The sequence below is a fragment of the Leifsonia poae genome (genome assembly GCF_050632195.1).
GTDB classification, from domain to species: domain Bacteria; phylum Actinomycetota; class Actinomycetes; order Actinomycetales; family Microbacteriaceae; genus Leifsonia; species Leifsonia poae_C.
Map to the genome: position 1 here is coordinate 693,826 of NZ_CP192580.1, position 24,010 is coordinate 717,835.

Here is a 24,010-nt window from a genome sequence, read left to right on the forward strand (position 1 = left end):
GGAGGCACCGGACCGCCGCCCGCGGCTCACTCCCAGACCATGAAGGGCCGGATCTCCAACTGCCCGTTGCGGGCCATGGGGTGCTTCGAGGCGATGGCGATCGCCTCGTCGAGGTTCTCGCATTCGAGGATGTCGAACCCGGCGATCCACTCCTTGGTCTCCGCGAACGGGCCATCGGTGACGTGCAGCTTGCCGTCGCGCACGCGCACCACCGTGGACTTGGCGGGCGGTTCGAGCACCTCGCCGATGAGCCGCTTGCCGGACGAGTCGAGCTCGTCAACCCAGAGCTCGACATCGGAGTCGTCGGGGGTCGTGTCGGGCTCGAGATCGGTGACGACGAACATCATGTACTTCATCGTTCTTCCTTTCGGTCGTTGAACGCTTCACTGTGACGTCGAAGCAACGTGACGGTCTTCGACATTCTTGTGGAAAAAATCTTCGAAGGGCCGTGGCATGCCATGATCGGGGGTGTGACCGGGCGATTGATGCTCCTCGATACGGCTTCGTTGTACTTCCGCGCGTTCTATGGCGTTCCGGATACTGTGCGCAGCCCCGACGGAACCCCCGTCAACGCGGTGCGCGGCCTGCTCGACATCATCGCCCGCCTCGTCTCCGAGTTCGAGCCGACGGCGATCGTGGCGTGCTGGGACGACGCGTGGCGACCGCAGTGGCGGGTGGACCTCATCCCGAGCTACAAGGCCCACCGCGTCGCGCGGGAGGTTCCGGGAGGCACGGACGTCGAGGAGGTTCCGGAGAACCTCGTCGTGCAGATCCCGGTGATCCGGGAGGTTCTCGATGCGTTCGGGATCGCCATCGTCGGCGCCCCCGACCATGAGGCCGACGACGTGATCGGCACCCTGGCCACGAAGGCGAAGGGTCCGGTCGACGTCGTCACGGGGGATCGCGACCTGTTCCAGCTGGCGGACGACGCATCCGACGTGCGGGTGATCTATACCGCACGGGGGATGAGCAATCTCGAGATCGTCACCGACCGCATCCTGACCGCGAAGTACGGGATCGTGCCCGCTCAATACGCCGACTTCGCTGTGATGCGCGGAGACTCGTCCGACGGGCTCCCCGGCGTCGCCGGCATCGGCGAGAAGACGGCGGCCAATCTGCTGAACGAGTACGGCGACCTCGACCGGATCATCGCCGTCGCCGCCGACAAAGAGGAGCCGCTGTCGCCCACAGTGCGCAACCGTATCCTCGCCGCCGCGGACTACCTCCTCGTCGCGCCGAAAGTGGTCGAGGTGGTGCGGGATCTCGACCTCGGCGAAGTGGATGCGCGCATCCGCCCCTGACAGCAGAACAGCGAGCGGAGATCGACAGCCTCGCCGAACGCTGGGGGCTGGGCGGTTCGGCCGACCGTGCGCTCCGCGCGCTCGGCAACGAGTAGGTAGGAGCAGGCCATGACCCAACATCCGCTGCGCTGGGGGTTCCTCGTCACGCTTGGCGCGCTGGGTGCCCTCGCTCTCGGCGCCGCCATCTTCAACCTCAGCAGCATCGTGTTCTCGATCTTCCTGGCCGCCTTCATCACGGTCGGGCTCGACCCGCTCGTTCGCTGGTTCCAGCGGCACGGGATGAGCCGCACCTGGGCGATCGTCACGGTCATCCTGCTGATCGTCGCCCTGCTCGTCGGGATCATCTGGGTGGTCGTCCCGCTGATCGTGTCGCAGATCACGACGCTCGTGCAGGCGATCCCGCAAGAGGTGGCCACCATGCGGGAGCAGGGCTGGTTCGATGCCGGCAATGAGGCGAGCAACGGTGTGCTTGGCACAGTGGTCAACTGGATCGCCACGGAGATCAAGAAGCCCGAGGTGATCGCCACGATCGGCAGTGGCGCGGTCGGGTTCGGCATCTCGGTCGCGAACGCCATCACATCCGGATTCTTCATCGCGGTGCTGACGATCTATTTTGTCGGAACCTACGACGCCACCAAGGCCGCCGCATACCGACTGGTCAAGGCGTCGCACCGCGCGACATTCATCAACTACGCCGAGCGCATCCTGCAAAACGTCGGCAAGTACCTGAGCGGGATGGTGATCCTCGCGTTCATCAACTCCGTCTACAGCACGATCCTGCTGCTCGTGACAGGCGTTCCCGGGGCCTTCCTCATCGGTCTTCTGGCGTTCTTCATCACGCTCATCCCGCTGATCGGCACTATCTTGACCACTGTCGTGATGACGGTTCTTGCGTTCATCCACTCGCCGGTGTCCGGCTTGATCGTGCTCATCTTCATGCTCATCTACATGCAGGTGGAGGCGTACATCCTGACCCCGAGGGTCATGAGCAAGGCCGTGAAGATCCCCGGGTCGGTGGTGCTGATCTCGGCACTTGCCGGTGGCACCCTCTTCGGCCTGCCGGGCGCTCTCGTGGCGATCCCGATCTCGGCGGGCATCATGCTGATCATCACCGAGGTCGTCATGCCATCGAAAGAGCGGGTCTGACCTCGTAGCGGCACCGGGCTCGCGGCCGACGGAGGCGTTTGCTACCCTCGAACGGGTATGCAGCCCCAGTACCCGACCCCCACACACGGCCGCCGCTCCGCGGGCCGTCGGGTGACGGCACCTCCTCTGGTGGTTCGACGGTCGATCATCGACCGCGTCGGAGTGGGCGTGACGGCCTTGGCGCTCGTGGCCGGGCTGTCCATCTCGCCGGCCGGACCGGCCCAAGCCAGCCCCGCACAGGTGCTCGCGACTGCGCAACAGCAGCAGCAGCGCCCGGCCGGTCAGATCTACGTCGTCGACGCCGACGTGGTCGCCCCGGCGATCGTCCGCGACGGCATGGCGGCCAGCGACGGCGTGCAGACCCTCACGAACAACGGGACGAACGCCGACTGGGCACGCTTGGTGCTCATGGACGGCGCATGGCCCACCACCGACGAGAACATCACCGTTCTCCTGCGCTGGATGCGTCAGGAGAACGGACCCCCGGATTGGTGGAACCGCAACAATCCCCTGAACAACGGTTACGGCTCGGGCGGTGGCGCGGGCCTCGGCAGTTACGACAATCTGCAGGATGCGGCCCAGTACGCCGCCGCGAACCTGCACCGCGGCTATCCGGGGATCTCTGCGGCCCTCGCGGCCTCCTCGTCCGCCGACGTCACCGCGGCCGCGATCTGGGCATCTCCCTGGGCGACGAGCCACTATGCGAACGGCGCGCACTGGAGCACCGCTCCGGTGAAGATCGTCAAGGCGCCCGCCTCCGCCTGGGGCGGCTGAGCGCCCAAGCGGCCCGACTGATACCGTTCTTGCGTGGCCGTACGCATTGAAAAGGTGGATCTTCCGGGGATCGGCGTGCGCCATGACCTGCTGACCGACGCGGGACGCCGGCTGTCCGTCGTCTCTCACCGGAACGGCGACCGAGACCTCGCGCTCTTCAGCCTCGACGATCCCGACGCGAGCAGTGAGTCCATCCCGCTGAACGATGACGAAGCCGCGGCGCTGGCAGACCTGCTCGGAAGTTCCGTCACCCTCAGCCGGCTCACGAGCCTGACCGACGACACGGCCGGATTGTTCACCGAGCAGCTGCAGTTGCCGGTCGACTCGCCGTACCTGAACCGGCCCCTCGGCGACACCAAGGCGCGCACCCGCACCCGGGTCTCGATCGTGGCGCTCGTCCGCGGCAACGACGTGATCCCCTCCCCGACGCCCGCCGAGGTCATGCGCCCGGGCGATGTGCTCATCGCCGTCGGAACCCGCGAAGGCCTCGACACGCTCGGACGGCTCATCGCCGGCACCGGCTGAGAGTAGCGCGCCATGCCCGAGACCACGCTGATCTTGATCGAAGTCGGCGCGCTGCTGCTCGGGATGAGCCTGCTGGGTCGGCTGGCGATCAGGATCGGCATCTCGCCCATCCCCTTCTACCTCGTCGTCGGCCTCTTCTTCGGTGAGGGCGGTCTCGTGCCGTTCGACGCCAGTCAGAGCTTCTTCGAGCTCGGCGCCCAGATCGGCGTCATCCTGCTGCTCGCCCTGCTCGGCCTCGAGTACACGGCGAGCGAGCTGCTCGAGAACCTGCGCAAACGGCCGACCGCCGGGCTTCTGGATGTGCTGCTCAACGCCCTGCCCGGAGCCATCCTGGCCCTGCTCCTCGGCTGGGGCCCGATCGCAGCGGTCGCGCTGGCTGGTATCACCTGGGTGTCGTCGTCCGGTGTGGTCGCCAAGATGCTGCGGGATCTCGGCCGCCTCGGAAACCGGGAGACTCCGATCGTGCTCGCCATCCTCGTGATGGAGGATCTGGCGATGGCCTTCTACCTGCCGGTGCTCGCCGCGCTCGTCGTCGGGGTGAGTCTCCTGCAAGGGGCGGTCACGGTGGCGATCGCGGTCGGCGTCGTGTCCCTCATCCTCTTCGTGGCGCTGCGCTACGGCGCGCTCGTCTCGCGGATCTTCACGCCCGAGCATCCTGAACCTTTGCTCCTCGGCGTTCTCGGTCTGACCATGCTCGTCGCCGGTCTCGCGGCGCAGGTCAACGTGTCGTCGGCGGTCGGCGCCTTCCTCGTCGGCATCGCCCTCTCGGGTCGGGTCGCGCAGCAGGCCAGCCAAGTGCTCACGCCGCTGAGGGATCTCTTTGCCGCCGTGTTCTTCGTGTTCTTCGGGCTGGCGACGGATGCGAGCGAGCTGCTGGTCATGCTGCTCCCCGCCGTCGTGCTTGCGGTCGTGACCCTCGGCACAAAGGTCGCCACGGGATACCTCGCGGCGCGCAATGCGGGCATCGGGATCCCGGGTCGCTGGCGCGCCGGTCTGGCGCTCACTCCGCGTGGCGAGTTCTCCATCGTGATCGCAGGGCTCGCGGTGACCGCGGGCATCGAGCCGCGGCTGGCGCCGCTCGCCACGGCCTATGTGCTCATCACTGTGGTCGCCGGGCCGCTGCTGGCGCGCATCCCCGACTCCGCCTGGTTCAAGACGGCGACCAGGAGGCGCAAACCGGCCGCTGCGTGACTACACTGACACGCACACGAGGAGGCCGAAGATGGTCGACGTATCGCCCCAGGACGGTCGATCCGGGGACCCGCGCTACGATCGCCCGCTGGGCACGACCGCCGAGCGAAACCTGAACGCCGACGAGGTGCGAGCGCTCTGGAACTTCATCCACGGCGACATCATGGAGGTGCGCACCCGCAACCGGCTGCGCGAGCATTGGGGGATGTGCACCAGGCACGCCTGGGCGTACGCCGTCGTCGAGATCGAGCTCTGGGAGGCGGGCGCCGGGCGACGCGGCGGCCATCAGCCGTTCGACGTCAGCATCCTGTACCAGGATCTGCTGGCGACCATGCGCGACGGGCTCGGCCGGGTTCGGGGTCGCCGTTTCACGCGCACACTGCTGCCTCGGGGCGGCTGCGTCATCTGCGACAAGCTGCGTACGCCGGCTCCCGGCGGCATCGTCAGCACGCACGCCGGCTTCGCGCTCGCGCCGCTGGTCGGGGAGGCGAACGAGATGATCCACACCCGTGTCTGGCTGGACGAGACCCTGCTCGAATGGCAGGGGAGCGTCTGCCCCGAGTGCAGCGACGAGCTCGGGATCCCCGCGCGCGAGGGCATCCTGCCGTGCCGAAGTCACCTCGCCGCGGCGGGCAGTCTGAGCGATGCGGGGGTCGAGCTCACCCGCACCACGCTCGCGGAGCTGCAGCGCGACATCCGCGAGCTCACCGACTCGATGACGCAGAACGGTGCGCCGAGCACACGCCGGATCGACGCATCCTGGGTGCGCACGCTCGGCTGGTTCCACGGCTGGCGGTTCCCGCTCGAGCTGCGGATGGGCTGAAGCAGGGTCGCGGTGCGCCGTTGGGCCAGTCACCGCCTCTTTGTCGTGCACTAACGATCCTCTGGCCGCCGAAGTTGATCAGGCGTACAGTCCTGACATGGGCGACAGTGCTGATTTTGCCCGGGCGCGACGAGGCGTCGGGTGGGGTGTCACGCTTGCTGTGTTCGCATTCGTGGCGACGGTCGCGGTCGCCGTGGCGATTCCGACGCAGGGCGAGAATCCGCGGGCCTGGGGCGTCGTCGGATGCGGTCTCGTGACGGTCTGGTTGTGCGCGCAACTGGCCAGACGCAACTGGATGCGCATCCGTCACTACCGCGGAGACGATCTCCCGAGAGTCCGCTGAATGAAAAATACTGAACGTCCGGTTGTGTTAGCATCCATCTCGCGAGGCGCCGGCACAGGCTCGCTGTCACCACGGGGGTTGTGACCGCCCGTCGGCGCCTCGTCACTCTCTTCGCGCGTGCCTGATCGCGCATGCCTCGTGCCGCCTCGTCTTCAGTTGACATTGAACGTCGCTTTGAAGCGCTGAGAACGACGGGAACCGTCAACTCGCCGGGGGTGCCGTGGGCGGCCGGGGTCAGGTTAACGATTTGTGAACACTCGTTTCACGATCAAGATTTCTATGAACGGAACGTTCATAGCCGCATAAGCTGCACTCGTGAACGAAGCACGTGCCCCGAAGAAGCCCCTCCTGGTCCTCGATTTCGACGGGACCGTCTGCGTGGGGGATGCGCCCGTCTGGGCGTACGCGGAGGCCGTGATCGCGGGGATCCTCGACGACGCTTCCAGCGCATCCGTCGACCTCGACGCGCAGCTGCGGGCACGCCTGGGCGCCTTCCTCGACGGGGAGCCGTGGTCGCCCTCGTACATCGACGGGTACGCCGCGGTCGCCGCGCTCGCCGCCGGGCACGCCAGCGAGGAGCTTCTGCAGCGTGCGTATCAGACCAGTCGGCGGGAGCTCGCCGGGGGAACCATCGCCGTCTCGGCGCCGGACGGGCTCGCCGAGTTCCTCGGCTCGCTGGGGGAGCGGGTCGAGCGCGTGCTCGTCACCAACGCGCCGCTCGACGGGGTGCGGGAGACGCTGTCGGCGATCGGCCTCGCCGGCGTCGTCGACCGCATCGTGACGGATGCGGGCAAGCCCGCCGGCTGGTCCGCTCTCCTCCCCGAGTTGCTCGACGGACGCGAACCGGCCGAGCTCCTCTCGGTCGGGGACATCTGGGGCAACGATCTCGAGCGGCCCCTCGAGGCCGGCTGCGTCGTCGCGCTGATCGACCGGTTCGGGCATCGGGCGGGACCGGCGCATCTGACGGCTCCCGAGTTCCCGGGACTGTACGACGGGATCCGCACTTGGGCGGCGTCACCGGCGGCCTTCGCCGAGGGCTCTCGCGTCGTCGTCGCCCACGCCGCCATCTCCGGCGCCGTCGCCTCCTCCCCCGTCACGACCTGACCCGACTTATCCACCGAACCGCACCACCACCTCGCACGCAATCCAACGCCGCACAGAATGGGAATGTCATGAAACTCAGAAAGATCGCCGTCGCGGGGGCTTCCGGCCTCGCGCTCCTCACCGCGCTCGCGCTGAGCGGTTGCGGTGTGCAGCAGCAGACCGCCGCTGGCGCCACCAACTCTGCCGGTTCGTCCGATATCTGCACGGGCACCGCCGACGACTCGGCGAAAGACCCGACCCAGCTCACGCTCGCGCTCGTTCCGTCGGGCGACGCGAACAAGCTGGTCGAGACGGTCAAACCCCTCGAAGAGGCGCTGACAAAGAGCCTCGGCATCCCGGTCAAGGGCGTCATCACGCAGGACTACCAGGCGGCCGTCGAGGCCATCGGCAGCAACCAGGCGCAGATCGGCATGCTGCCCAGCCTGCAGATGAGCCAGGCCTGCGACAAGTACGGCGCCGTTCCGGCTCTGCAGACGCAGCGCGCGGGCAAGAACTCGTACGCCGCGCAGTTCTTCACGAACAACCCTGACAAGTACTGCGCCGACACCCCGGTGAAGGGCGCCAACGGCATGCTGTACTGCAACGGCACGGAGAAGGGCACCGGCCCCGCCGGGCTCGACAGCATCAAGAAGATCAAGGGCGCGACGGTCTCGCTGCTGCAGGCCGCATCCCCGGCCGGATACATCTTCCCGGTCGCAGCGCTGAAGAAGGCCGGAATCTCGGCAGACACCGACATCAAGACCGTGCAGGTCACGGCCAACGACGCCAGCGTGCTCGCCGTCTACAACGGCGATGCCGAGGTCGGCACCAGTTACTGGGATGCACGCAGCGTCGTGCAGGCAGACACCCCCGACGTGGGCCAGAAGGTCGTCGTGTTCGCGCTGACCGACGAGATCCCGAACGACGGCGCCTCGATCAGCAGCAAGCTCAGCAAGAAGTGGCAGACCAAGATCGCCGACGCGATGAAGGAGTACGCAGGCACCCCGGAGGGCGTCAAGGCGCTCACCGCGATCTACCAGATCACCGGTCTGGTCGACGCCGACCCCGCGAGCCTCAAGAAGACCCAGGAGGCGGCAGCCTCCATCGGCCTGGGTTGATCCCGGTCCTGCCAGAACGGCACCGGCGGTCCGCGGCTTTCGTCGCGGACCGCCTCCGGGCATCCTGTGCCGGCATGCCACAGAGCAGGCAGTGTGCGGGGGCGTGCGGCGGACGAACAGAGACACACGGAATGAGGATGCGATGAGCGAGACGACGATACAGCGGGCGGGAGCGGGCATCCGCTTCGACGACGTCAGCGTGACCTACCCGAACGGCTTCACCGGCCTCCGTAACGTAAGCCTCACGATCGAGCCGGGCGAGATGGTCGCGGTCGTCGGGCTCTCGGGCGCGGGCAAATCCACGCTTATCCGCACGATCAACGGTCTCGTCCCGATCACCTCGGGGGAGATCACGGTTGGCGATTACGGGCTTTCGGGACTCCGCGGGCGGCGACTACGCACCCTGCGCAGCGAGGTCGGGATGGTGTTCCAGAGCTTCAACCTCGCCAAGCGCACCACGGTCATCAACAACGTGCTGATGGGCCGGTTGCATCACACGTCGGCCTGGCGAACCCTGTTGTCGGCGTGGTCGAAAGACGATGTCGAACTCGCGATGCAGGCGCTGGAGCGCGTCGAAATCGTGTCGAAGGCGTACTCGAGTGCATCCGAGCTCTCGGGCGGCCAGCAGCAGCGCGTCGCCATCGCGCGCACGCTCGCGCAGCAGCCGAAGGTGATCCTCGCCGACGAGCCCGTCGCATCCCTCGACCCGCCGACGTCGCACGTGGTGATGCGCGACCTGCAGCGCATCAACACCGAACTCGGCATCACCGTCGTCGTCAACCTGCACTTCCTCGACCTGGCTCGGCGCTACGGCTCCCGGCTGATCGGGCTCCGCAACGGCGAGGTCGTCTACGACGGTCTCGGAGCGGATGCCGACGAAGCAGTCTTCGAGTCGATCTACGGCCGCTCCCTCACCGCGGAAGACGTGCTCGATGCTCCGGCGGTGCTGCCGTGAGCAGCCTGAGCACCGGATCCGCCGGCCCACGGTCGCTCGGCGCACCGCCGCTCGGCGTACGGCCTGTCAAACCACGCAACGGCTGGAAGATCGCGGTCGTGCTGACCGTCGTGATCGCCATCACCGTCTGGTCAGCGATTGCCGTGCAGGTGGATGTGGGGGCGCTCTTCGCGAACGCGCAGAACGCATCCAACACCCTGATCCAGCTCTTCCAGCCCGACTACAGCTTCTTCCCGCAGACCCTCCCCGCGCTGCTGCAGACCGTCCAGATGGCGGTCATCGCGACCGCCGTGAGCGTGATCGTCTCGCTGCCGATCTCGTTCCTCGCGTCACGGGCGACGAACCCGAACAACCCCGTGCTCCTCGGCGTGCGGTTCGTGATGAACATCGTGCGCAGCGTGCCCGACCTGCTCTACGCGTCCATCTTCGTGACGGTGGTCGGCACGGGCGCACTGTCGGGCATCCTGGCGCTCGTGCTCTTCAATGTCGGCATCCTGGTGAAGCTGGTCTCCGAGGCGCTCGACGGGCTCGACCGGGGCGGGCAAGAGGCGGCACTCGCGGCCGGGGCGACATGGTTCCGAGCGAATCGGTCGGCGATGGTGCCCGAAGTGGCGCCCACCTACCTGTCGCAGACGATCTATGTGCTCGAGCTGAACATCCGGGCCTCGACGGTCATCGGTCTCGTCGGCGCCGGCGGTCTCGGGATGCTCATCGACAAGGTGCGCACCTTCTACCAGTACCACTACCTCAGCATGATCATCTTCGAGATCCTGGTGCTCGTCGTGCTGCTCGAACTGCTCAGTTCGTACACCCGGAGGAGGTTGCTGCGATGAGCGCGACGATCGTCAGCGAGACGCGCGCCGATACGGGGGTCGGCAACCGTATCCCCTCGCAGGAGCGCCCGCGCAAGCCGATTCGGGTGGTGCGTGCCGTCGTCTGGGTCGTCGTCACCGTGATCGTGGTCGCAGCGTTCTGGGGTGTCGACATCTCGTGGGATGCGCTCTGGCAGCTGCCTCAGAAGCTCGCCCGCTACCTCGGCCTGATGTTCCTCCCGCCCGCCTGGGAGAAGTTTCCGGATGCGCTCGCCGCCACCATGCTGTCCGTCGCGATGGCCTGGTTCGGCACGGTGCTCGGCGTGATCGTGTCCTTCCCGCTGAGCCTGCTGGCGACGCGCGGGCTCACCCCCGGCATCGTGCGCTGGCCGCTGCGAGCGGTGTTCGCCGTGCTGCGTGCAGTGCCCGAGGTTGTGATCGCCGTGCTGATGCTCTCCGTCACCGGACTGGCGGCATACACCGGCGCGCTGGCCATCGCGATCGGCTCGATCGGAACCCTCGGCAAGTGGGGGTACGAGAGTTTCGAATCGGTCGACCGGGGTGCGATCGAAGCGACGACGGCGGCAGGCGCATCCCGGGTGCAGATCATGCGCTGGGGAGTGTGGCCGAACGCCAAACCGGATGTGCTCGCCTTCTGGCTCTACCGGTTCGAGATCAACGTGCGCGCATCCGCGATCCTCGGACTGATCGGGGCCGGCGGCATCGGCAAGATGCTGATCGACAACATCCAGTTCCGCATCTGGGACGTCGTCGGGATGCTCATGATCGTCGTGGTCGTCGTCACGATGATCATCGATCAGCTCTCCGGCATGGTGCGGCACCGCATCATCTCCGGGCAGTGGGAGCTTCCGATTGTGTCCGCCGTGCGGCGGCGATCGGCTCGCCGCGCGCGTGCCGAGAGCATCGAGTTGAAGGCGAGCGAATAGGCTGAACGAGTGACCGACCCGACGCCGTCCACCCACCGTGGTCTGCGCATCCTGCACCTCTCCGACACCCACCTTTTCGGCGACGGGACGCTGCACTACGGGATGGTCGACACGCTTGCCGCGCTCGACCGGGTGCTGACGCGTGCGAACGAGCTCGGGCACGTGGATGTCGTTGTCGCCTCAGGCGATCTCTCGGACGACGGCAGTTCCGAGTCATACCGGTTGCTCGCGGCCCGGATCGGACCGTGGGCCGACGAGCACGGAGCCACGGTCGTCTACGCCATGGGCAACCACGACCTGCGCGACGGATTCGAGCAGGTGCTCGGCGCGCGCGAAGGCGTCACCGAGGTGAACGGCTTCCGCATCCTCGCGATCGACAGTTCTGTGCCCGGAGCCGGATACGGCAACATCGACGCCGGCCAGCTCGACACCGTGCACGGAGTGCTCGACGAACCGGCACCGCACGGCTCTGTCGTCGTGCTGCATCACCCGCCGGTCCCCGCGTCCAGCGCTCTGCTGGCGGCGCTCGAACTGCAGAACCCCGACGAACTGCTCGACGTGTGCGCATCCGGAGACGTGCGACTCGTGCTCGCCGGTCACTACCATCACGCGCTCGTCGCCGAGGCGCACGGGATCCCGGTGGTCGTTGCTCCGGGAGTGGCGAACACCGCAGACGCGATCGCCCCGGCCGGTACCGAGCGCGCCACCGTCGGGTCGGGTTTCGCCGTCATCGACCTGCCGGTGCAGGGCGAGCCGCGCGTCGCTTTCATCTCCGCGCCCGGCTCCGACGACGGCACGGAGATCTTCGACCTCGACGCCGCCGAGGTGCAGCGAATCGCCGCAGCGGCCGGGCCGAGCGCATGACCGACCGGCGTCCCGGTGAGGTCATCGCGACCATCCGCTCCCTCCTTCCCTCCCTGCTCCCCACGGAGCAGGCAGTCGCCGCCGTGCTCCTCGAACGATCAAGCGAGATCGTCGAGCTGAGCTCACAGCAGGTGGCCGAGCTGGCCGGCGCATCCCGCGCCACCGTCGTCAGGACGTGCCAGAGCCTCGGTTTCACCGGATACCAGCAGCTTCGGGTGCTGCTGGCACGCGATGCCGGGTACCGCCCCGCCGAGCAGGCGCCTGCTCCGGACGGGGCGGCCGGCATCGTCGCGCAGACCTTCACCCAGCTGGCCGACAGGACGGGCGACATGCTCGCGCTGCTCGACTCGGGCGCGGTCGACCGGGCGGTCGAGGCCCTCGCGGTCGCGCGCCGCGTCGTCGCGATCGGCAACGGCCTCTCCGCACCCCTCGCGCTCGACGCCGCGGCCCGTCTCACCAGCGTCGGCCGCGCATCCGAAGCCCCGCTCGACGTCATCGGCCAGCAGATCACCGCGCGTCTGCTTTCGCCTCAGGATGCGGTGCTCGTCATCAGCGGCAGCGGCTCGAACGCCTCCACCCTCCGCACAGTCGACGCCGCGACCGCCGCGGGCGCCACGGTCATCGCCGTCACCGCCTTCGCACGGAGCCCGATCGCGCAGGCCGCCGGAATCAGTCTCGTGGTAACGATGCCCGACCTGACTTTCCGCGACGAGATCACCCTCGCATCGCGACTCCCGCAGGCGATCCTCATCGAGGGACTCGTCGCTGCGGTCACCCACCGCCTCGGCGACGCCGCCACCCGCGCGAAAACCCTCGCCCTCGACGCCATCAGCAACAACCTCGCCGAGTAGCGCGCCCACCTTCCGTCGAGAGTGGAGTTTCTACCGTTTTGAGACGGTTCAAACGGTAAAAACTCCACTCTCGGCGGGAGGCCCTCAGGCGGGCTGCGGCGAGCGGGTGAAGGAGCGGCGGTAGCGCGTCGGGGCCACGCCGACCTCCTGGTCGAAGTGGTGGCGGAAGAGCGTCGCGCTCCCGAAGCCGCAGCGCACCGCGATCTCGTCGATCGTGAGGTCCGTTGTCTCGAGCAGCAACCGCGCGTGCAGGATGCGCTGCCGCGTGAGCCACTGCATCGGCGAGATCCCGGTCTCCGCGACAAAGCGGCGGGAGAAGCTGCGCGTCGACATGTGCACCCGGGATGCAAGCCCCGACACCGTGTGCGCCTCATCCAGGTGCTCACTCAGATCGTCGAGCAGTTCGCTCAGCATGTCGTCTGTGCAGTCGCTGACCGGCCGTTCGATGTACTGGCGCTGGCCGCCATCGCGCTGGGGAGGCACGACCATGTTCCGCGCGATCGTGTTGGCGAAATCGCTGCCGAGCTCGCGGCGTACCAGGTGCAGACTCGCGTCGATTCCGGCTGAGGTTCCGGCGCTGGTGATGAGGTTGCCATCGTCGACGAAGAGCACGTCAGGGTTGACTCGCGCCTGGGGAAACCTCCTGGCCAGCGCATCCGCGTACCGCCAGTGCGTCGTGACATCGCGCCCGTCGAGCAGTCCCGCGGCACCGAGCACGAACGCACCCGAGCACACGCTCAAGAGCAGCGCGCCCCGTGCATCCGCTCGCCGCAGCGCTTCGAGCAACTCTTCCGGGTACTCGTCACGGATGCGCGCAGCCGGCACCGCGATGAGGTCCGCGTCTTCCATCGCCTCGAGCCCGAATGGTGCGATGATCGACGCTCCCGTGGGGTTGGCCAATGGCGTACCGGGTTCGATGGCGCAGACGCGGAAGTCGAACGGGGCGAGCCCGGCGTAGCTGCGATCGAGTCCGAAGACCTCGCACACCACCCCGAACTCGAACATGGCGAAGTCGTCGATGAGGGGTACCGCTACCGAGTGCAGCATGAACATCAGTGTACTGGCCGAATGTTTACGAAGATAGACCCAAGGCCATCTCGTGGCCGAATCTTTTCCTTCGTAACGTATAAGACATGGCAAACACGACATGGGTACAGGGAATGGAACACGGGTGGGTAGCCCGCGCGGAACGCAGCGGTGTCACGATCGCCGAGCGCATGCCGCGCCGTCGCCGCTTCACCCTGAGCGACTGGCTGCCGTCGGCCGTCCAGGCACGGGGCGGTCGCGTGACCCGCGAAAGCGAACGTGCGTACAGCGACCTGCAGGCGGTTCAGGATGCGCGGGGCACCGTCCGCTAACCGACCCGCCTAGCCGGACGGTCTTACAACAACCGGCCGCGGAGCAACCCGGCTGCTACCGTACGGTTCGTGCATCTCTTCATCCTGTGGGTCGGCTTCGTGGGCGCCTGGTTGCTGTTCGCCGGGCCGCTCTACCAGGCCGCCATTGAGCTTCAGGATGAGCAGCTCGACCGCGAGCGTTTCGATGCGGCGATGCACGACGTCGGCGAACCGGAGCGTGTCTCGAACTGGTGGTGGCTGCTGCCGCCGGTCGCGTACTGGAAGCAGCGCAAGGTTCAGACCGAGTACCGCATGCGGGTCTTCGAAGCTCTCGGCTCGGAGGAACTGCACAAGACGGTCCGGTTCCTGGACAAGGCCAAGGGCTGGATGATCGTCGCCGGCGGTGCATTCTTCATCGGTGTGAAGGAGACCTGGGAGCTGGTCGAGGCGTCCGAATGGCCGATCTGGGTGTTCTGGGTTCTGGTGGTGCTCATGCCGCTGATCGGGATCATCTACACGGTTGCGAACGTGTCGCGGAGCAACGGCGTGGTCAAGAAGGCCGAGGAACGCGAAGCGGAGCGCGCCCAAAGCGCCCCCGACGACTCCGGCAGCGCCGCCGACCCCTCCGCCTAGAAGACGAAGATCTGCCCGAGCACGATCACGAGGATCAGGAAGATCACGACGATCGAGCCCACGACGGCGAGCGTCCGCGACGAGAGCTTGGCGATCCCGAAGCCGACGAGGAACGGCAGTGCGAGGCAGCCGAGGGCAAGGATCCACCAGAAAGCCTGGAATCCCGCCTGCGACGCCGACTCGAGCCGTCCGCCGAAGAGCCGCTGGGTCGCCGGATGCGTGGCGAACGCGACACACGCCGCCAACGGATACGCGATCAGAACGGCGACGATGAGTCCGGCGAGGACTCCCCAGTGGCTTCTTCCGACCCGCTTCCCGCTGTCCAGGTCCAACGTGGTCTCACGATGCGGTCCCTGCCTGCTCTTCGTGCTCATGGCCACAGCATAGAGGCGAACACGCGCTGACCAGCAGAAAGAATATGCAGTCGGCGCGAAACCCTGGACTAATCGCGGCTGGGGCAACAGAATTTCAGACATGAGCACTGCTCATACCATTCGCACGCCAGACCAGCGGCTGCGGATCTTCGTCAGCTCCACTCTCAAAGAACTCGCCCCCGAACGCCGGACGACGCGAGCCGCTATCGAGCGCCTGCATCTCGCCCCGGTCATGTTCGAGCTGGGTGCCCGTCCGCATCCGCCGCGCGAGCTGTATCGCGCCTACCTCGACCAGAGCGATGTCTTCCTCGGCCTCTACTGGGAGCGGTACGGCTGGGTCGCACCCGATGAGACGGTGTCCGGACTCGAAGACGAGTACAACCTGTGCCCGCCGGAGCTGCCGCGCCTGCTGTACATCAAGAGCCCCGCCGACAATCGGGAGCCCCGTCTCACCGAGTTGCTGGACCGCATCCGCGACGACGACCGGGCGGCTTTCAAATACTTCGAGCAGGCGGATGAACTGGGGCACCTCGTCGAGGCCGACCTGGCAACCCTGCTGGCCGAGCGTTTCGACCAGAGCCGCGTGCACCGGCAGGCACCGACGCCGCCGACCGTCGAGCCGATGGCCGATCCTGTCGTCGAGGCGGTTCGGCTTCCTGTGCCTCTCACCGAACTGATCGGGCGCGAACAGGACATCGCGACGATCGACCGGATGCTCGACACCGGCACAAGGCTCGTCACCCTCACGGGCCCTGGCGGCATCGGCAAGAGCCGCCTGGCCATCGCGGCGGCGCGCGCGAGCGCGGCGAAGTTCGTCGACGGCACCGTCTTCGTCGATCTCTCAGCCGTTCACGACCCGACCCGAGTGCCTAACGCGATCGCCCACGCACTGGGCGTGCGCGACATGGGCGAGGCGCCGATAGTCGACAACGTGATTACGGCGTTGGGCGCTCGTCGCATCCTGTTGGTGCTCGACAACTTCGAGCAGGTGCTGCCGGCGGCCCCGCTGCTGACGACGTTGCTGTCGTCGGCACCCGGCCTGGCGGTCATCGTCACGAGCCGGTCCCTTCTCCGCGTCGGCGCCGAGCAGAGCTTCGAGGTGAGGCCGCTGGCGGGAGCTGCATCCGTCGCCCTGTTCGTCGAGCGGGCCCACGCCGTGAAGCCCGATTTCGAGATCACGCCGGAGAATGCCGCCACTGTCAGCGCCGTGTGCGCGGCGGTGGATGGGGTCCCGCTAGCGATCGAGCTCGCGGCGGCACGCATCCGGGTGCTGTCGCCCGCTGATCTGCTCGAACGACTCGACCGGCGTCTCAGCCTGCTCGTGGGCGGATCCCGAGATCTGCCCCAGCGGCAGCAGACCCTGCGCAGCACCATCGAGTGGAGCACGCAATTGCTCGACGACCGCGAGAAGCGGCTGCTCGCCCGGCTGGGCGTCTTCGAGGGCGGGTTCACCCTCGAGGCGGCCGAGTTCGTCGGCGCCGACCGCGATCAAACGGACGGCGATGCCGGGGGAGACATCATCAGCGACCTCGCCGTTCTCGTCGACAACAGTCTCGTCAGCCAGCACGACAACGCCGAGCGTCCTCGCTTCTCGATGCTCTCGGTAGTTCGGGAGTATGCCATCGAACAACTCGAGTCAGCCGGAGAGCTGACGCGAATTCGGGATGCCCACGCCGACTTCTTCGTACGCCTCGGCGACCGCGTCGAGTTCGAGCTCGAACAGGAGCGTCAGCGCGAGTGGGTGCTGCGGCTAGGCGATGAGCGCGACAATCTGCGCGCCGCCGAGCGCTACCTGCTCGACACCCGCGACTGGGAGCGCGCTGCGCACATGTCGTGGGCCTTCTACATCTACTGGTGGATCGACGGCCTGCTCGGCGAGGTGCGCGACTGGATGGAGAAGCCGCTGCGCTCGGGCGACGACCTCAGCGATCTCGCCCGCGCCACAGCGCTCTACTTCACCTGCGCGATCACGTTCTGGAAGGATCCGGACGGCCAAGTTGCTGCGGGCCTGAGCGAGAGCGCGGAGCTGTTCCATCGCGCGGGGGAGCGCTCGGGAGAAGCGCTCGCTCTGATCTCGCTCGCGCTCACTCTGCTGGCCGCGCCCGAGCCCGACACCGAACGGGCCGATGACGCGATGGAGACCAGTCTCGCGTTGTTCCGGGAGAACGACGACGACTGGGGCGAATCGATGGCGTTGGTGATGCTCGGCCGGGTCGCACTCCTGCGCCAGAAGGTGGGAGCCGCTCTGGAGCGCTTCGAGGAGAGCCTCACACTGGCGCGCCGCGGGGGCGACACCCTGAGCGCGACGATCGCGGTCCACCATCTCGGATGGGCCCAGTTGCTGCTGGGAAACGTGTCTGCGGCCACCGCCGACTTCGTTCAGGCCGTGACGCTGTCGGCCAGTATCGGCCACGTCGAGGGTGTCGCATACGGGCTCGAGGGGCTGGTCGCCGTGGCCGCCGTGAACGGGGATGTCGAGCGCGCCGGTCGGCTCACGGGCGCATCCCGCGCACTGCGCGAACGCACGGGGTTGCACAACGCCCAGGCCTTCACATTCCACCAAGGGTATGTCGACCAACTCGGCGCCTCGGGGGCAGCGGCGGCACTGGATGCGGCGATCGCCCAAGGCCGCGAGCTCTCCGTCGACGAGGCGGTCGCCGAAGCGCTCGCGACGAGTCGGACGGGCGAGCCCGCATGAACGGCAGCGACCGCATCCTCCCGTACACCCGCTGGGTCGGCGCGATCATCATCCCGTTCCTGGTGGCGGCGTTCATCATCCTGTACCTCTTCCCCACACACACCGACGCGCTCTTCGCGTGGACGATCAACCCGCCGATCACCGCGATGTTCTTAGCCTCGGCGTATGCGGGCGGCATCTGGTTCTTCGTCCAGGTCGTGCGCCCGAATCGCTGGCATGCTGTGCGTTACGGCTTTCCAGCGGTGTTCGTCTTCGCCACCCTCCTCGCCATCTCGACCTTCCTCCACTGGGAGAAATTCCACTTCGGGCATATCTCCTTCATCGTGTGGGTCACCCTCTACATCGCGACGCCGTTCCTCGTGTTCGCGGCGATGATCGCCAACGCGCCGGCCGACCCGCGGGCGCCGGATGATCGGGATGCGCGCATCCCTTGGCCGGTGCGCATCCTGCTCGCGCTGGTCGGCCTGTGCGCTCTCGCCACCGGAATCTTCCTGTTCGTCGTGCCGCAGGTCGCCATCGACGTCTGGGCGTGGCAGCTCACTCCGCTGACCGCGCGCGTCTGCGGCGCCATCCTGACGCTGCCCGGGCTCGTGAACGTCTGGATGCTCGGCGACGCCCGCTGGAGCGCGTTCCGTCAGATCTTCCAGGCCCAGCTGGCCAGCCTCGTCTTCATCGGCGGCGCCCTGGCCATCCGGAGCGGCGACCTGGACTGGTCGCGACCATCGACGCCGATGTTCGTGTGCGGGATCGTCGCCTCGTTCGTCGTCTACGCGGCACTGTATCTCTGGGGTGAAGCCTCGATGCGTCGGAGCGCACCCGTGGTGCGCGCCGCACCGCAAGACTAGGCTCGGCACGACAGCGTCCGTCGAAGGAGGCCCGAAATGGCTCTCGGCACAACCCTGCATCACTCGCACGGCCCGTTCATCGACGGGTTCTTCCACAATCAGGACTTCGACTACGAACTGAGGGTGGTCCTGGGTCACGCGTTCTCCGGCGCCTCCGACGTCGGCGAGGTGCTCGCGGCGATCGAGTCGGTAGGGGAGCACGACCACGAAGGGTGGTTCACTGCCTGGTCCGACCTCGGCACCCGCATCCGCGACGAGGCGGTCGAGCAGGCGGCCGCGGGTCACGACATCAGCGCGGCCCGGTCGTACCTGCGCGCGGCGACCTACCTCGGGGTCGCCTTGAACGCCGTCGCCTCCCTGCCGACTCCGGATGCGCTGCTCCCGACCTTCCGCGCCCACCGCGCCGCCTGGGACGGCTTCGTCGACACCACGCCGGTCTCGATCGCGCGCGTCAGCATCCCGTACGAAGGCGGCGATCTGCCGGGCTACTTCTTCCGCCCGTGGGGCGGCGCGCAGGCCGGCCGTACGCTCATCATGAACAACGGCAGCGACGGCCCGATCAGCTCGCTCTGGGCGTTCGGGGGCAACGCGGCGATCGTGCGCGGCTACAACGTGCTCTTCTTCGACGGCCCGGGGCAGCAGTCGATGTTGTTCGAGCGCGGCATCCCGTTCCGCCACGACTGGGAAGCCGTGATCACCCCGGTGGTCGACTACCTGCTCGGCCGTGACGACGTCGACCGGGACAAGATCGCGCTCTACGGGGTCAGTCAGGCCGGGTACTGGGTGCCGCGTGCTCTCGCGTTCGAGCATCGCATCGCCGCTGCTGTCGTCGACCCCGGGGTGGTGGATGTGTCCACATCCTGGACCAGTCATCTGCCCAAGAGCATGATGAAGTCCCTCGCCGACGGGGAGCGCGAGAAGTTCGACCGCGACATGGAGCTCGCGCTCAAGTTCTCTCCCGACCTCGCGCGCACCTGGAGCTTTCGCGCCCGTCCGTACAAGACGGAGGGCTACTACGACACGATCAAGGCCGTGCTCAACTACCGCCTCGACAACGTCGCTTCGTCCATCAAGACACGGCTGCTGATCACCGATCCGGAGGGGGAGCAGTTCTGGCCGGGCCAGTCCCGCAAGCTCGCCGAGCTGACCGCATCCGTCTCCACCCTCGTTCCCTTCACTGCGGCCGAGGGGGCGAACCTGCACTGCGAGCCGATGGCGCGCGCGCTCGTCGATCAGCGCGTCTTCGACTGGCTGGAGGACCACGTCACCTGAGTCGCGTCAGCTCACCCGGCCGGCCGCATCCAGCCCGCGGAACCATGCGGTCTTCGACGCGACCCGCAGCGCTCCAGCGGGCAGGTTCGTCAGCCGGAGCTCGACTCCTCGACCCGCGAGCTCACGGTCGAGGTCGGCGAGCGTGTCGAGCACGGTCACCGAGGTCTCCTGGATGACTGACATGTTCAGCACGAGAACTCGCAGGCCGTCGATGCTCTCGGCGTAGGTCAGGATTGCCTGCTCGGTCGAGAGCACGTTGGCCGTGTAGAGCGGACCCAACAGGTTCACAGTGAGCACCCCGTCCACCGGATCGCTCACGCCTACCCGGGGCTTGTTCAACGCTGAGAGCAGCAGGATGAGCGTCAGCACGACACCGGCAGCGACTGCCGCGAGCAGCCCGGCCGTCAACCCGATCGCCATAGTGACCGCGGCTACCCAGAAGTCCCGCTTGCTGATCCGCCAGAGGAGCACGATCGCACGCACATCGATCAGGCCGAACACTGCGACGAAGACGAGCGAGGCGAGGGTCGCCTGGGGGAGCAAGCTCAACACGGGTCCTAGGAAGAGCCCGGTCAGCAGAGCGAGGGCCACGGTCACCAGACCCGCGACCTGGGATCTCGCTCCTGCGGCTTTATTCACCGCGCTCTGCGAGAAGCCGCCGGCCGCGGGCAGCGTCTGGTAGAACCCGCCGACAATGTTGGCCGCCGCCGTGGCCAGAAGCTCCTGATTACTGTCGATCGCGCGTTCTCCGGGCTCCCGGATGCCACGGGCCACCGCCGTTGACTCCAGAAACGCCATTACCGCGATCGCGAACGCGCCCGGCAGCAGCCCGAGCACGTTGTCGAAACTCGGCAGCACCGGGATCGGAAAGGTCTGCGGCACCGGAGGGATCAGTCTCAGCCCCGTCCCCTCGAACACCCCGACGGCCACCAGAATGATCCCGGCCGCGACCACGATCAGCGGCCCAGGAATTCGCGGCAGAAATCGCTTGAACAGGAACAGCGCAGCGACCGAGCACACCGACAGGATCACGGTCGGCAGGTTCGCGCTCGGCACGGCGTGGACGACCGCCACCAGCGACCGGATGAACCCGCCGCCCGTCGGATTCTCCGACTCGCCGAGGAGTTTCGGCAGCTGTCCGACCGCGACGGTCGCGCCGACGCCGACCTGGATTCCGAGGAGCGTCGGCCGGTTGATGATCTCGACCAGCGAGCCAAGCCGCAGGAAGCGCGCGAACAACAGGATCAGCCCCACGAGCAGTGTCAGCGTGATCAGGTCGCGTGGGATGTCGTCGGAACTCGCCGCCACCCCGACCGACACGAGGGTGGTCGCCGTCAGCGTGGCGATCGTCGAGGTGGTCGACACGCTCATCGCCCGCGATCCGCCGAGCAGTGCGTACACCACCATCGGCACCACGCAGGTGTACAGACCGGCCTGCACTGGAAGGTTCGCTATGGTCGCATAGGCCATCGCCTGCGGGATGACCACGGCTCCAGCCGAGACGCCGGCCAGGATGTCTCGACCCAGCCACGATCGTTTGTAGCCGACCATGGTCGGCACCAGCCAGCCGCGTCGCCGCGGCGGGGTCGCCGTCGTCACGCGGGTGCCGCATCCTGAACAGCCGCGACACCAGCCGTCGGGTCGATCATCGCTACTGCCTCGTCATCGCGATCTGCAGCTTGTGCGCCGGATCGACGAGGTGGTCGTGGGTGTCGTCGCCGAGATCGATCCGGACGTATCGGATGGTGCCGGTGAAGGCGTTTTCCCCCGCGCCATAGTCAGTGGACACCGGGGAGGCGATGTCCTGGCCGATGTCGACGGACTCGTCGACGGAGATGGTCATCGGCATGGTGCTTTGGACGCGCCCCGAGCCGATCTGCTCGTTGCCGTCGAACAGGGTGACGTCGCCCCCTTTGGCCAGACCTCCGCCGTCGTAGGCGAAGCGCACAGAGACGGTGTGGTCGCCTGGAGTCAGCGGCCCGTCGGCCCGGACGGTGTCCGTATGCAGCCCGAGGAGGTTGTAGGCGAAGCAGAGCGCGCCGTTCTTCACGTACATCGCCCAGCCTCCGAACGCCCCACCCTGCGAGATGACCACTCCTCCCCTACCCGTGTCGGGAAGGGCGAGGTCGGCGGTCACCGTGAAGGACTTGTTCTTGATGCTGATCACGGAGTTCTCGGTGAGGCGCTTCATCCCCGGGTAGAACGTTTGGCTGCTCCCGGTGATGAGGGTCGGTCGCCCGGCGAGGTCGGGGTTGAAGCGTTCTATGCTGCGCACATCCATCGGGAGCACGTTGAAGCGGGCCGCCTGGATGAGGAAGAGGCGCTGCAGCTCGGCCAGCTTCGCGGGCTGCTCTGATGCGAGGTCGTGCGACTGCGTCCAGTCGGTCTCGACGTCGTAGAGCTCCCAGACGTCGTCGTCCAACGGGTGGTCGGAGCCGAGCCACGGGAACTTGTGCCGCGCGACCGCAGTCCACCCTTTGTGGAAGATCGCCCGGTTGCCGAACATCTCGAAATACTGGGTCTCGTGGTATTCGGGCGCCTTCTCGTCGGCGAAGGTGGCGTTCATCGGCCGTCCTTCGTACGGCCGCTGCGTGATCCCGTTGACCGTGGAAGGCTCGGGGATGCCCGCAGCCTCCAGGATGCTCGGCGCGACATCGATGACGTGGGCGAACTGGTTGCGGACCTCGCCGCGTGCCTCGATGCCGTTCGGCCAGGAGACGATCGTGCCGTTGCGGGTGCCGCCCCAGTGCGAGGCGATCTGCTTGGTCCACTGGTACGGAGTGTCCATCGCGTGAGCCCACGCAATCGCGTAGTGATTGTACGAGCGCGGGGTGCCCAGGTCGTCCGCGTGCTCAATCAGAAACTCGTCAGTCTCCAGCGCGGTCATCCCGTTGAGGGTGAACGACTCGTTGGTCGTGCCTTTCATGGTGCCCTCGGCGGAGGCGCCGTTGTCGCCGACGATCAGGTAGATCAACGTGTCATCGAGCGCCCCCACCTCCTCGAGCGCGTCGAGGTACTGCCCGACGTAGTGGTCGGCGTACGCCATATATCCGGCATAGACTTCCATCTCCCGGGCCAGCACCGGCTTCAGTTCGTCGCTCATGTCCTCCCAGGCCGGGATGCATTCATTGCGGACGGTGAGCACCGCATCCTGCGGGATGACCCCCGACTTCTTTTGCCGCTCGAAAGTCTCCTCGCGGAGCGCGTCCCACCCTTGGTCGAACTTGCCCTTGTACTTGTCGGCCCACTCCTCGGGCACATGGTGCGGGGCGTGAGTAGCACCGGGCGCGAAGTAGACGAAGAACGGCTTGTCGGGTGCGAGCGCTTTCTGCTGCTTCGTCCACTGGATGGCCTTGTCCGTCATGTCCGCCATGAAGTGGTACCCCTGCTCCGGCGTCCCCCACGGCTCGACGGGTGTGGTGCCCTCGTAGAGCGCCGGGTACCACTGGTTCGTCTCCCCGCCGATGAAGCCGTAGAAGTGCTCGAATCCTCCACCCGGCGTCGGCCAATGATCGAAGGGTCCGACGGGGCTGGTCTCCCAGACCGGCACCTCATGGCACTTGCCGAACTGGGCCGTGTTGTAGCCGTTCAGCCGCAGCGTCTCCGCGAGCGGCGCGCAGTTGTTCGGGCGCAATGAGTTGTATCCGGGAGCGCTGGTCGCGATCTCAGTGATACCTCCCATCCCGACCGTATGGTGGTTACGTCCGCTGAGCAGCGCGGCCCGCGTCGGAGAGCAGAGGGCTGTCGTGTGGAAGCGCGTGTACTTCAGCCCACGCGCGGCGACCCGCTCGAAGTTCGGCGTCTCGATCGGGCCACCGAACGCGCTCGACGACCCGTACCCCGCATCGTCGATTAGGATGATCACGACGTTCGGCGCGCCCGACGGCGGCATCAAACGCTCGATCGGGGGGTAATGCGTGTCCGGGTCGGTCGCGTCGTACATCACGGTTCCCGTATATGCGAGGTCCGGAATGGGCAACACCGATCGCTGAATCTCATGCTGCTCGCTAGCCATCTCGCCGACCCCTCCGTCGTTCGCTCAACTACCTGCTCGCTGTGCTGCCGACCCTAACTCAGGGGACACCGTCTGCAACAGGGTGTAGACGACACCGTCCCGG

General features: G+C 67.2%; 23 protein-coding genes and 1 pseudogene. 19 read left to right on the forward strand and 5 right to left on the reverse strand.

Features of this window, described 5'->3' with window-relative positions:
* Positions 1 to 26 precede the first annotated feature (26 nt).
* Entirely contained in the window at positions 27 to 356 is a 330-nt protein-coding gene (locus ACQ86A_RS03595; protein ID WP_431279256.1) for a YciI family protein, read from the reverse strand.
* A 129-nt stretch (positions 357 to 485) separates the two neighbouring features.
* Between ACQ86A_RS03595 and ACQ86A_RS03600 the strand changes: the two are divergent.
* From ACQ86A_RS03600 to ACQ86A_RS03665, 14 genes and pseudogenes are all read left to right on the forward strand, one after another.
* A pseudogene (locus ACQ86A_RS03600) lies at positions 486 to 1,396 on the forward strand (5'-3' exonuclease).
* A gap of 13 nt (positions 1,397 to 1,409) precedes the next feature.
* A complete protein-coding gene (locus ACQ86A_RS03605; protein WP_431279257.1) occupies positions 1,410 to 2,447 on the forward strand; it encodes an AI-2E family transporter in 1,038 nt (345 codons plus the stop codon).
* A 57-nt stretch (positions 2,448 to 2,504) separates the two neighbouring features.
* A complete protein-coding gene (locus ACQ86A_RS03610) occupies positions 2,505 to 3,221 on the forward strand; it encodes a hypothetical protein (RefSeq protein WP_431279258.1) in 717 nt (238 codons plus the stop codon).
* Positions 3,222 to 3,254: 33 nt separating this feature from the next.
* The gene (locus ACQ86A_RS03615) at positions 3,255 to 3,746 is read left to right on the forward strand and encodes a cation:proton antiporter regulatory subunit (RefSeq protein ID WP_431279259.1); all 492 of its coding nucleotides are present in this window, start codon (positions 3,255 to 3,257) and stop codon (positions 3,744 to 3,746) included.
* A 12-nt stretch (positions 3,747 to 3,758) separates the two neighbouring features.
* On the forward strand, positions 3,759 to 4,937 hold the full coding sequence (locus ACQ86A_RS03620; RefSeq protein WP_431279260.1) for a cation:proton antiporter: 1,179 nt from the start codon (positions 3,759 to 3,761) through the stop codon (positions 4,935 to 4,937).
* A 31-nt stretch (positions 4,938 to 4,968) separates the two neighbouring features.
* On the forward strand, positions 4,969 to 5,760 hold the full coding sequence (locus tag ACQ86A_RS03625) for a hypothetical protein (protein WP_431279261.1): 792 nt from the start codon (positions 4,969 to 4,971) through the stop codon (positions 5,758 to 5,760).
* A 97-nt stretch (positions 5,761 to 5,857) separates the two neighbouring features.
* Complete coding sequence (locus tag ACQ86A_RS03630; protein WP_431279262.1) at positions 5,858 to 6,103, forward strand: hypothetical protein; 246 nt, start codon at positions 5,858 to 5,860, stop codon at positions 6,101 to 6,103.
* Between the two features lie 315 nt (positions 6,104 to 6,418).
* On the forward strand, positions 6,419 to 7,207 hold the full coding sequence (locus ACQ86A_RS03635) for an HAD family hydrolase (RefSeq protein ID WP_431279263.1): 789 nt from the start codon (positions 6,419 to 6,421) through the stop codon (positions 7,205 to 7,207).
* A 68-nt stretch (positions 7,208 to 7,275) separates the two neighbouring features.
* On the forward strand, positions 7,276 to 8,304 hold the full coding sequence (locus ACQ86A_RS03640) for a phosphate/phosphite/phosphonate ABC transporter substrate-binding protein (RefSeq protein ID WP_431279264.1): 1,029 nt from the start codon (positions 7,276 to 7,278) through the stop codon (positions 8,302 to 8,304).
* A gap of 142 nt (positions 8,305 to 8,446) precedes the next feature.
* Positions 8,447 to 9,259 carry a phosphonate ABC transporter ATP-binding protein gene (phnC, locus tag ACQ86A_RS03645; protein WP_431279265.1) on the forward strand — a complete coding sequence of 271 codons (813 nt, stop codon included), beginning with the start codon at positions 8,447 to 8,449 and terminating at the stop codon, positions 9,257 to 9,259.
* Positions 9,256 to 10,092 (forward strand): phosphonate ABC transporter, permease protein PhnE, encoded by an 837-nt coding sequence (phnE, locus tag ACQ86A_RS03650; protein ID WP_431279266.1) that lies wholly within the window; start codon positions 9,256 to 9,258, stop codon positions 10,090 to 10,092. Before phnC ends, phnE (ACQ86A_RS03650) begins: the two co-directional genes overlap by 4 nt.
* Positions 10,089 to 11,018, forward strand: coding sequence for a phosphonate ABC transporter, permease protein PhnE (phnE, locus tag ACQ86A_RS03655; protein WP_431279267.1), 930 nt, complete (start codon positions 10,089 to 10,091; stop codon positions 11,016 to 11,018). The genes phnE (ACQ86A_RS03650) and phnE (ACQ86A_RS03655) overlap by 4 nt, the downstream gene beginning before the upstream one ends.
* 9 nt (positions 11,019 to 11,027) lie before the next feature.
* Complete coding sequence (locus ACQ86A_RS03660) at positions 11,028 to 11,882, forward strand: metallophosphoesterase (RefSeq protein WP_431279268.1); 855 nt, start codon at positions 11,028 to 11,030, stop codon at positions 11,880 to 11,882.
* On the forward strand, positions 11,879 to 12,733 hold the full coding sequence (locus ACQ86A_RS03665; RefSeq protein WP_431279269.1) for a MurR/RpiR family transcriptional regulator: 855 nt from the start codon (positions 11,879 to 11,881) through the stop codon (positions 12,731 to 12,733). Before ACQ86A_RS03660 ends, ACQ86A_RS03665 begins: the two co-directional genes overlap by 4 nt.
* An 84-nt stretch (positions 12,734 to 12,817) precedes the next feature.
* Here the strand turns inward: ACQ86A_RS03665 and ACQ86A_RS03670 are convergent, their stop codons facing one another.
* Entirely contained in the window at positions 12,818 to 13,780 is a 963-nt protein-coding gene (locus ACQ86A_RS03670) for a helix-turn-helix domain-containing protein (RefSeq protein ID WP_431279270.1), read from the reverse strand.
* A gap of 86 nt (positions 13,781 to 13,866) precedes the next feature.
* On the opposite strand from ACQ86A_RS03670, the gene ACQ86A_RS03675 reads away from it, so the two are divergent.
* Positions 13,867 to 14,091, forward strand: coding sequence for a hypothetical protein (locus ACQ86A_RS03675; protein ID WP_431279271.1), 225 nt, complete (start codon positions 13,867 to 13,869; stop codon positions 14,089 to 14,091).
* 69 nt (positions 14,092 to 14,160) lie between these two features.
* On the forward strand, positions 14,161 to 14,703 hold the full coding sequence (locus ACQ86A_RS03680; RefSeq protein ID WP_431279272.1) for a hypothetical protein: 543 nt from the start codon (positions 14,161 to 14,163) through the stop codon (positions 14,701 to 14,703).
* On the opposite strand, the gene ACQ86A_RS03685 is transcribed toward ACQ86A_RS03680, so the two are convergent.
* On the reverse strand, positions 14,700 to 15,077 hold the full coding sequence (locus tag ACQ86A_RS03685) for a hypothetical protein (protein ID WP_431279273.1): 378 nt from the start codon (positions 15,075 to 15,077) through the stop codon (positions 14,700 to 14,702). The genes ACQ86A_RS03680 and ACQ86A_RS03685 overlap by 4 nt on opposite strands.
* Before the next feature lie 100 nt (positions 15,078 to 15,177).
* Here ACQ86A_RS03685 and ACQ86A_RS03690 point away from each other — a divergent pair, with 100 nt between their 5' ends.
* The 3 genes from ACQ86A_RS03690 to ACQ86A_RS03700 are packed head-to-tail and all read left to right on the forward strand — an operon-like array spanning position 15,178 to position 19,892.
* Complete coding sequence (locus tag ACQ86A_RS03690; protein ID WP_431279274.1) at positions 15,178 to 17,775, forward strand: DUF4062 domain-containing protein; 2,598 nt, start codon at positions 15,178 to 15,180, stop codon at positions 17,773 to 17,775.
* Positions 17,772 to 18,620 carry a hypothetical protein gene (locus tag ACQ86A_RS03695; RefSeq protein WP_431279275.1) on the forward strand — a complete coding sequence of 283 codons (849 nt, stop codon included), beginning with the start codon at positions 17,772 to 17,774 and terminating at the stop codon, positions 18,618 to 18,620. Before ACQ86A_RS03690 ends, ACQ86A_RS03695 begins: the two co-directional genes overlap by 4 nt.
* 36 nt (positions 18,621 to 18,656) lie before the next feature.
* Positions 18,657 to 19,892, forward strand: a complete 1,236-nt coding sequence (locus ACQ86A_RS03700) for an alpha/beta hydrolase family protein (protein ID WP_431279276.1) — start codon at positions 18,657 to 18,659, stop codon at positions 19,890 to 19,892.
* A gap of 6 nt (positions 19,893 to 19,898) precedes the next feature.
* On the opposite strand, the gene ACQ86A_RS03705 is transcribed toward ACQ86A_RS03700, so the two are convergent.
* Positions 19,899 to 21,491 (reverse strand): SulP family inorganic anion transporter, encoded by a 1,593-nt coding sequence (locus tag ACQ86A_RS03705; RefSeq protein WP_431279277.1) that lies wholly within the window; start codon positions 21,489 to 21,491, stop codon positions 19,899 to 19,901.
* A 52-nt stretch (positions 21,492 to 21,543) separates the two neighbouring features.
* Complete coding sequence (locus tag ACQ86A_RS03710; RefSeq protein WP_431279278.1) at positions 21,544 to 23,907, reverse strand: arylsulfatase; 2,364 nt, start codon at positions 23,905 to 23,907, stop codon at positions 21,544 to 21,546.
* Positions 23,908 to 24,010 lie beyond the last annotated feature (103 nt).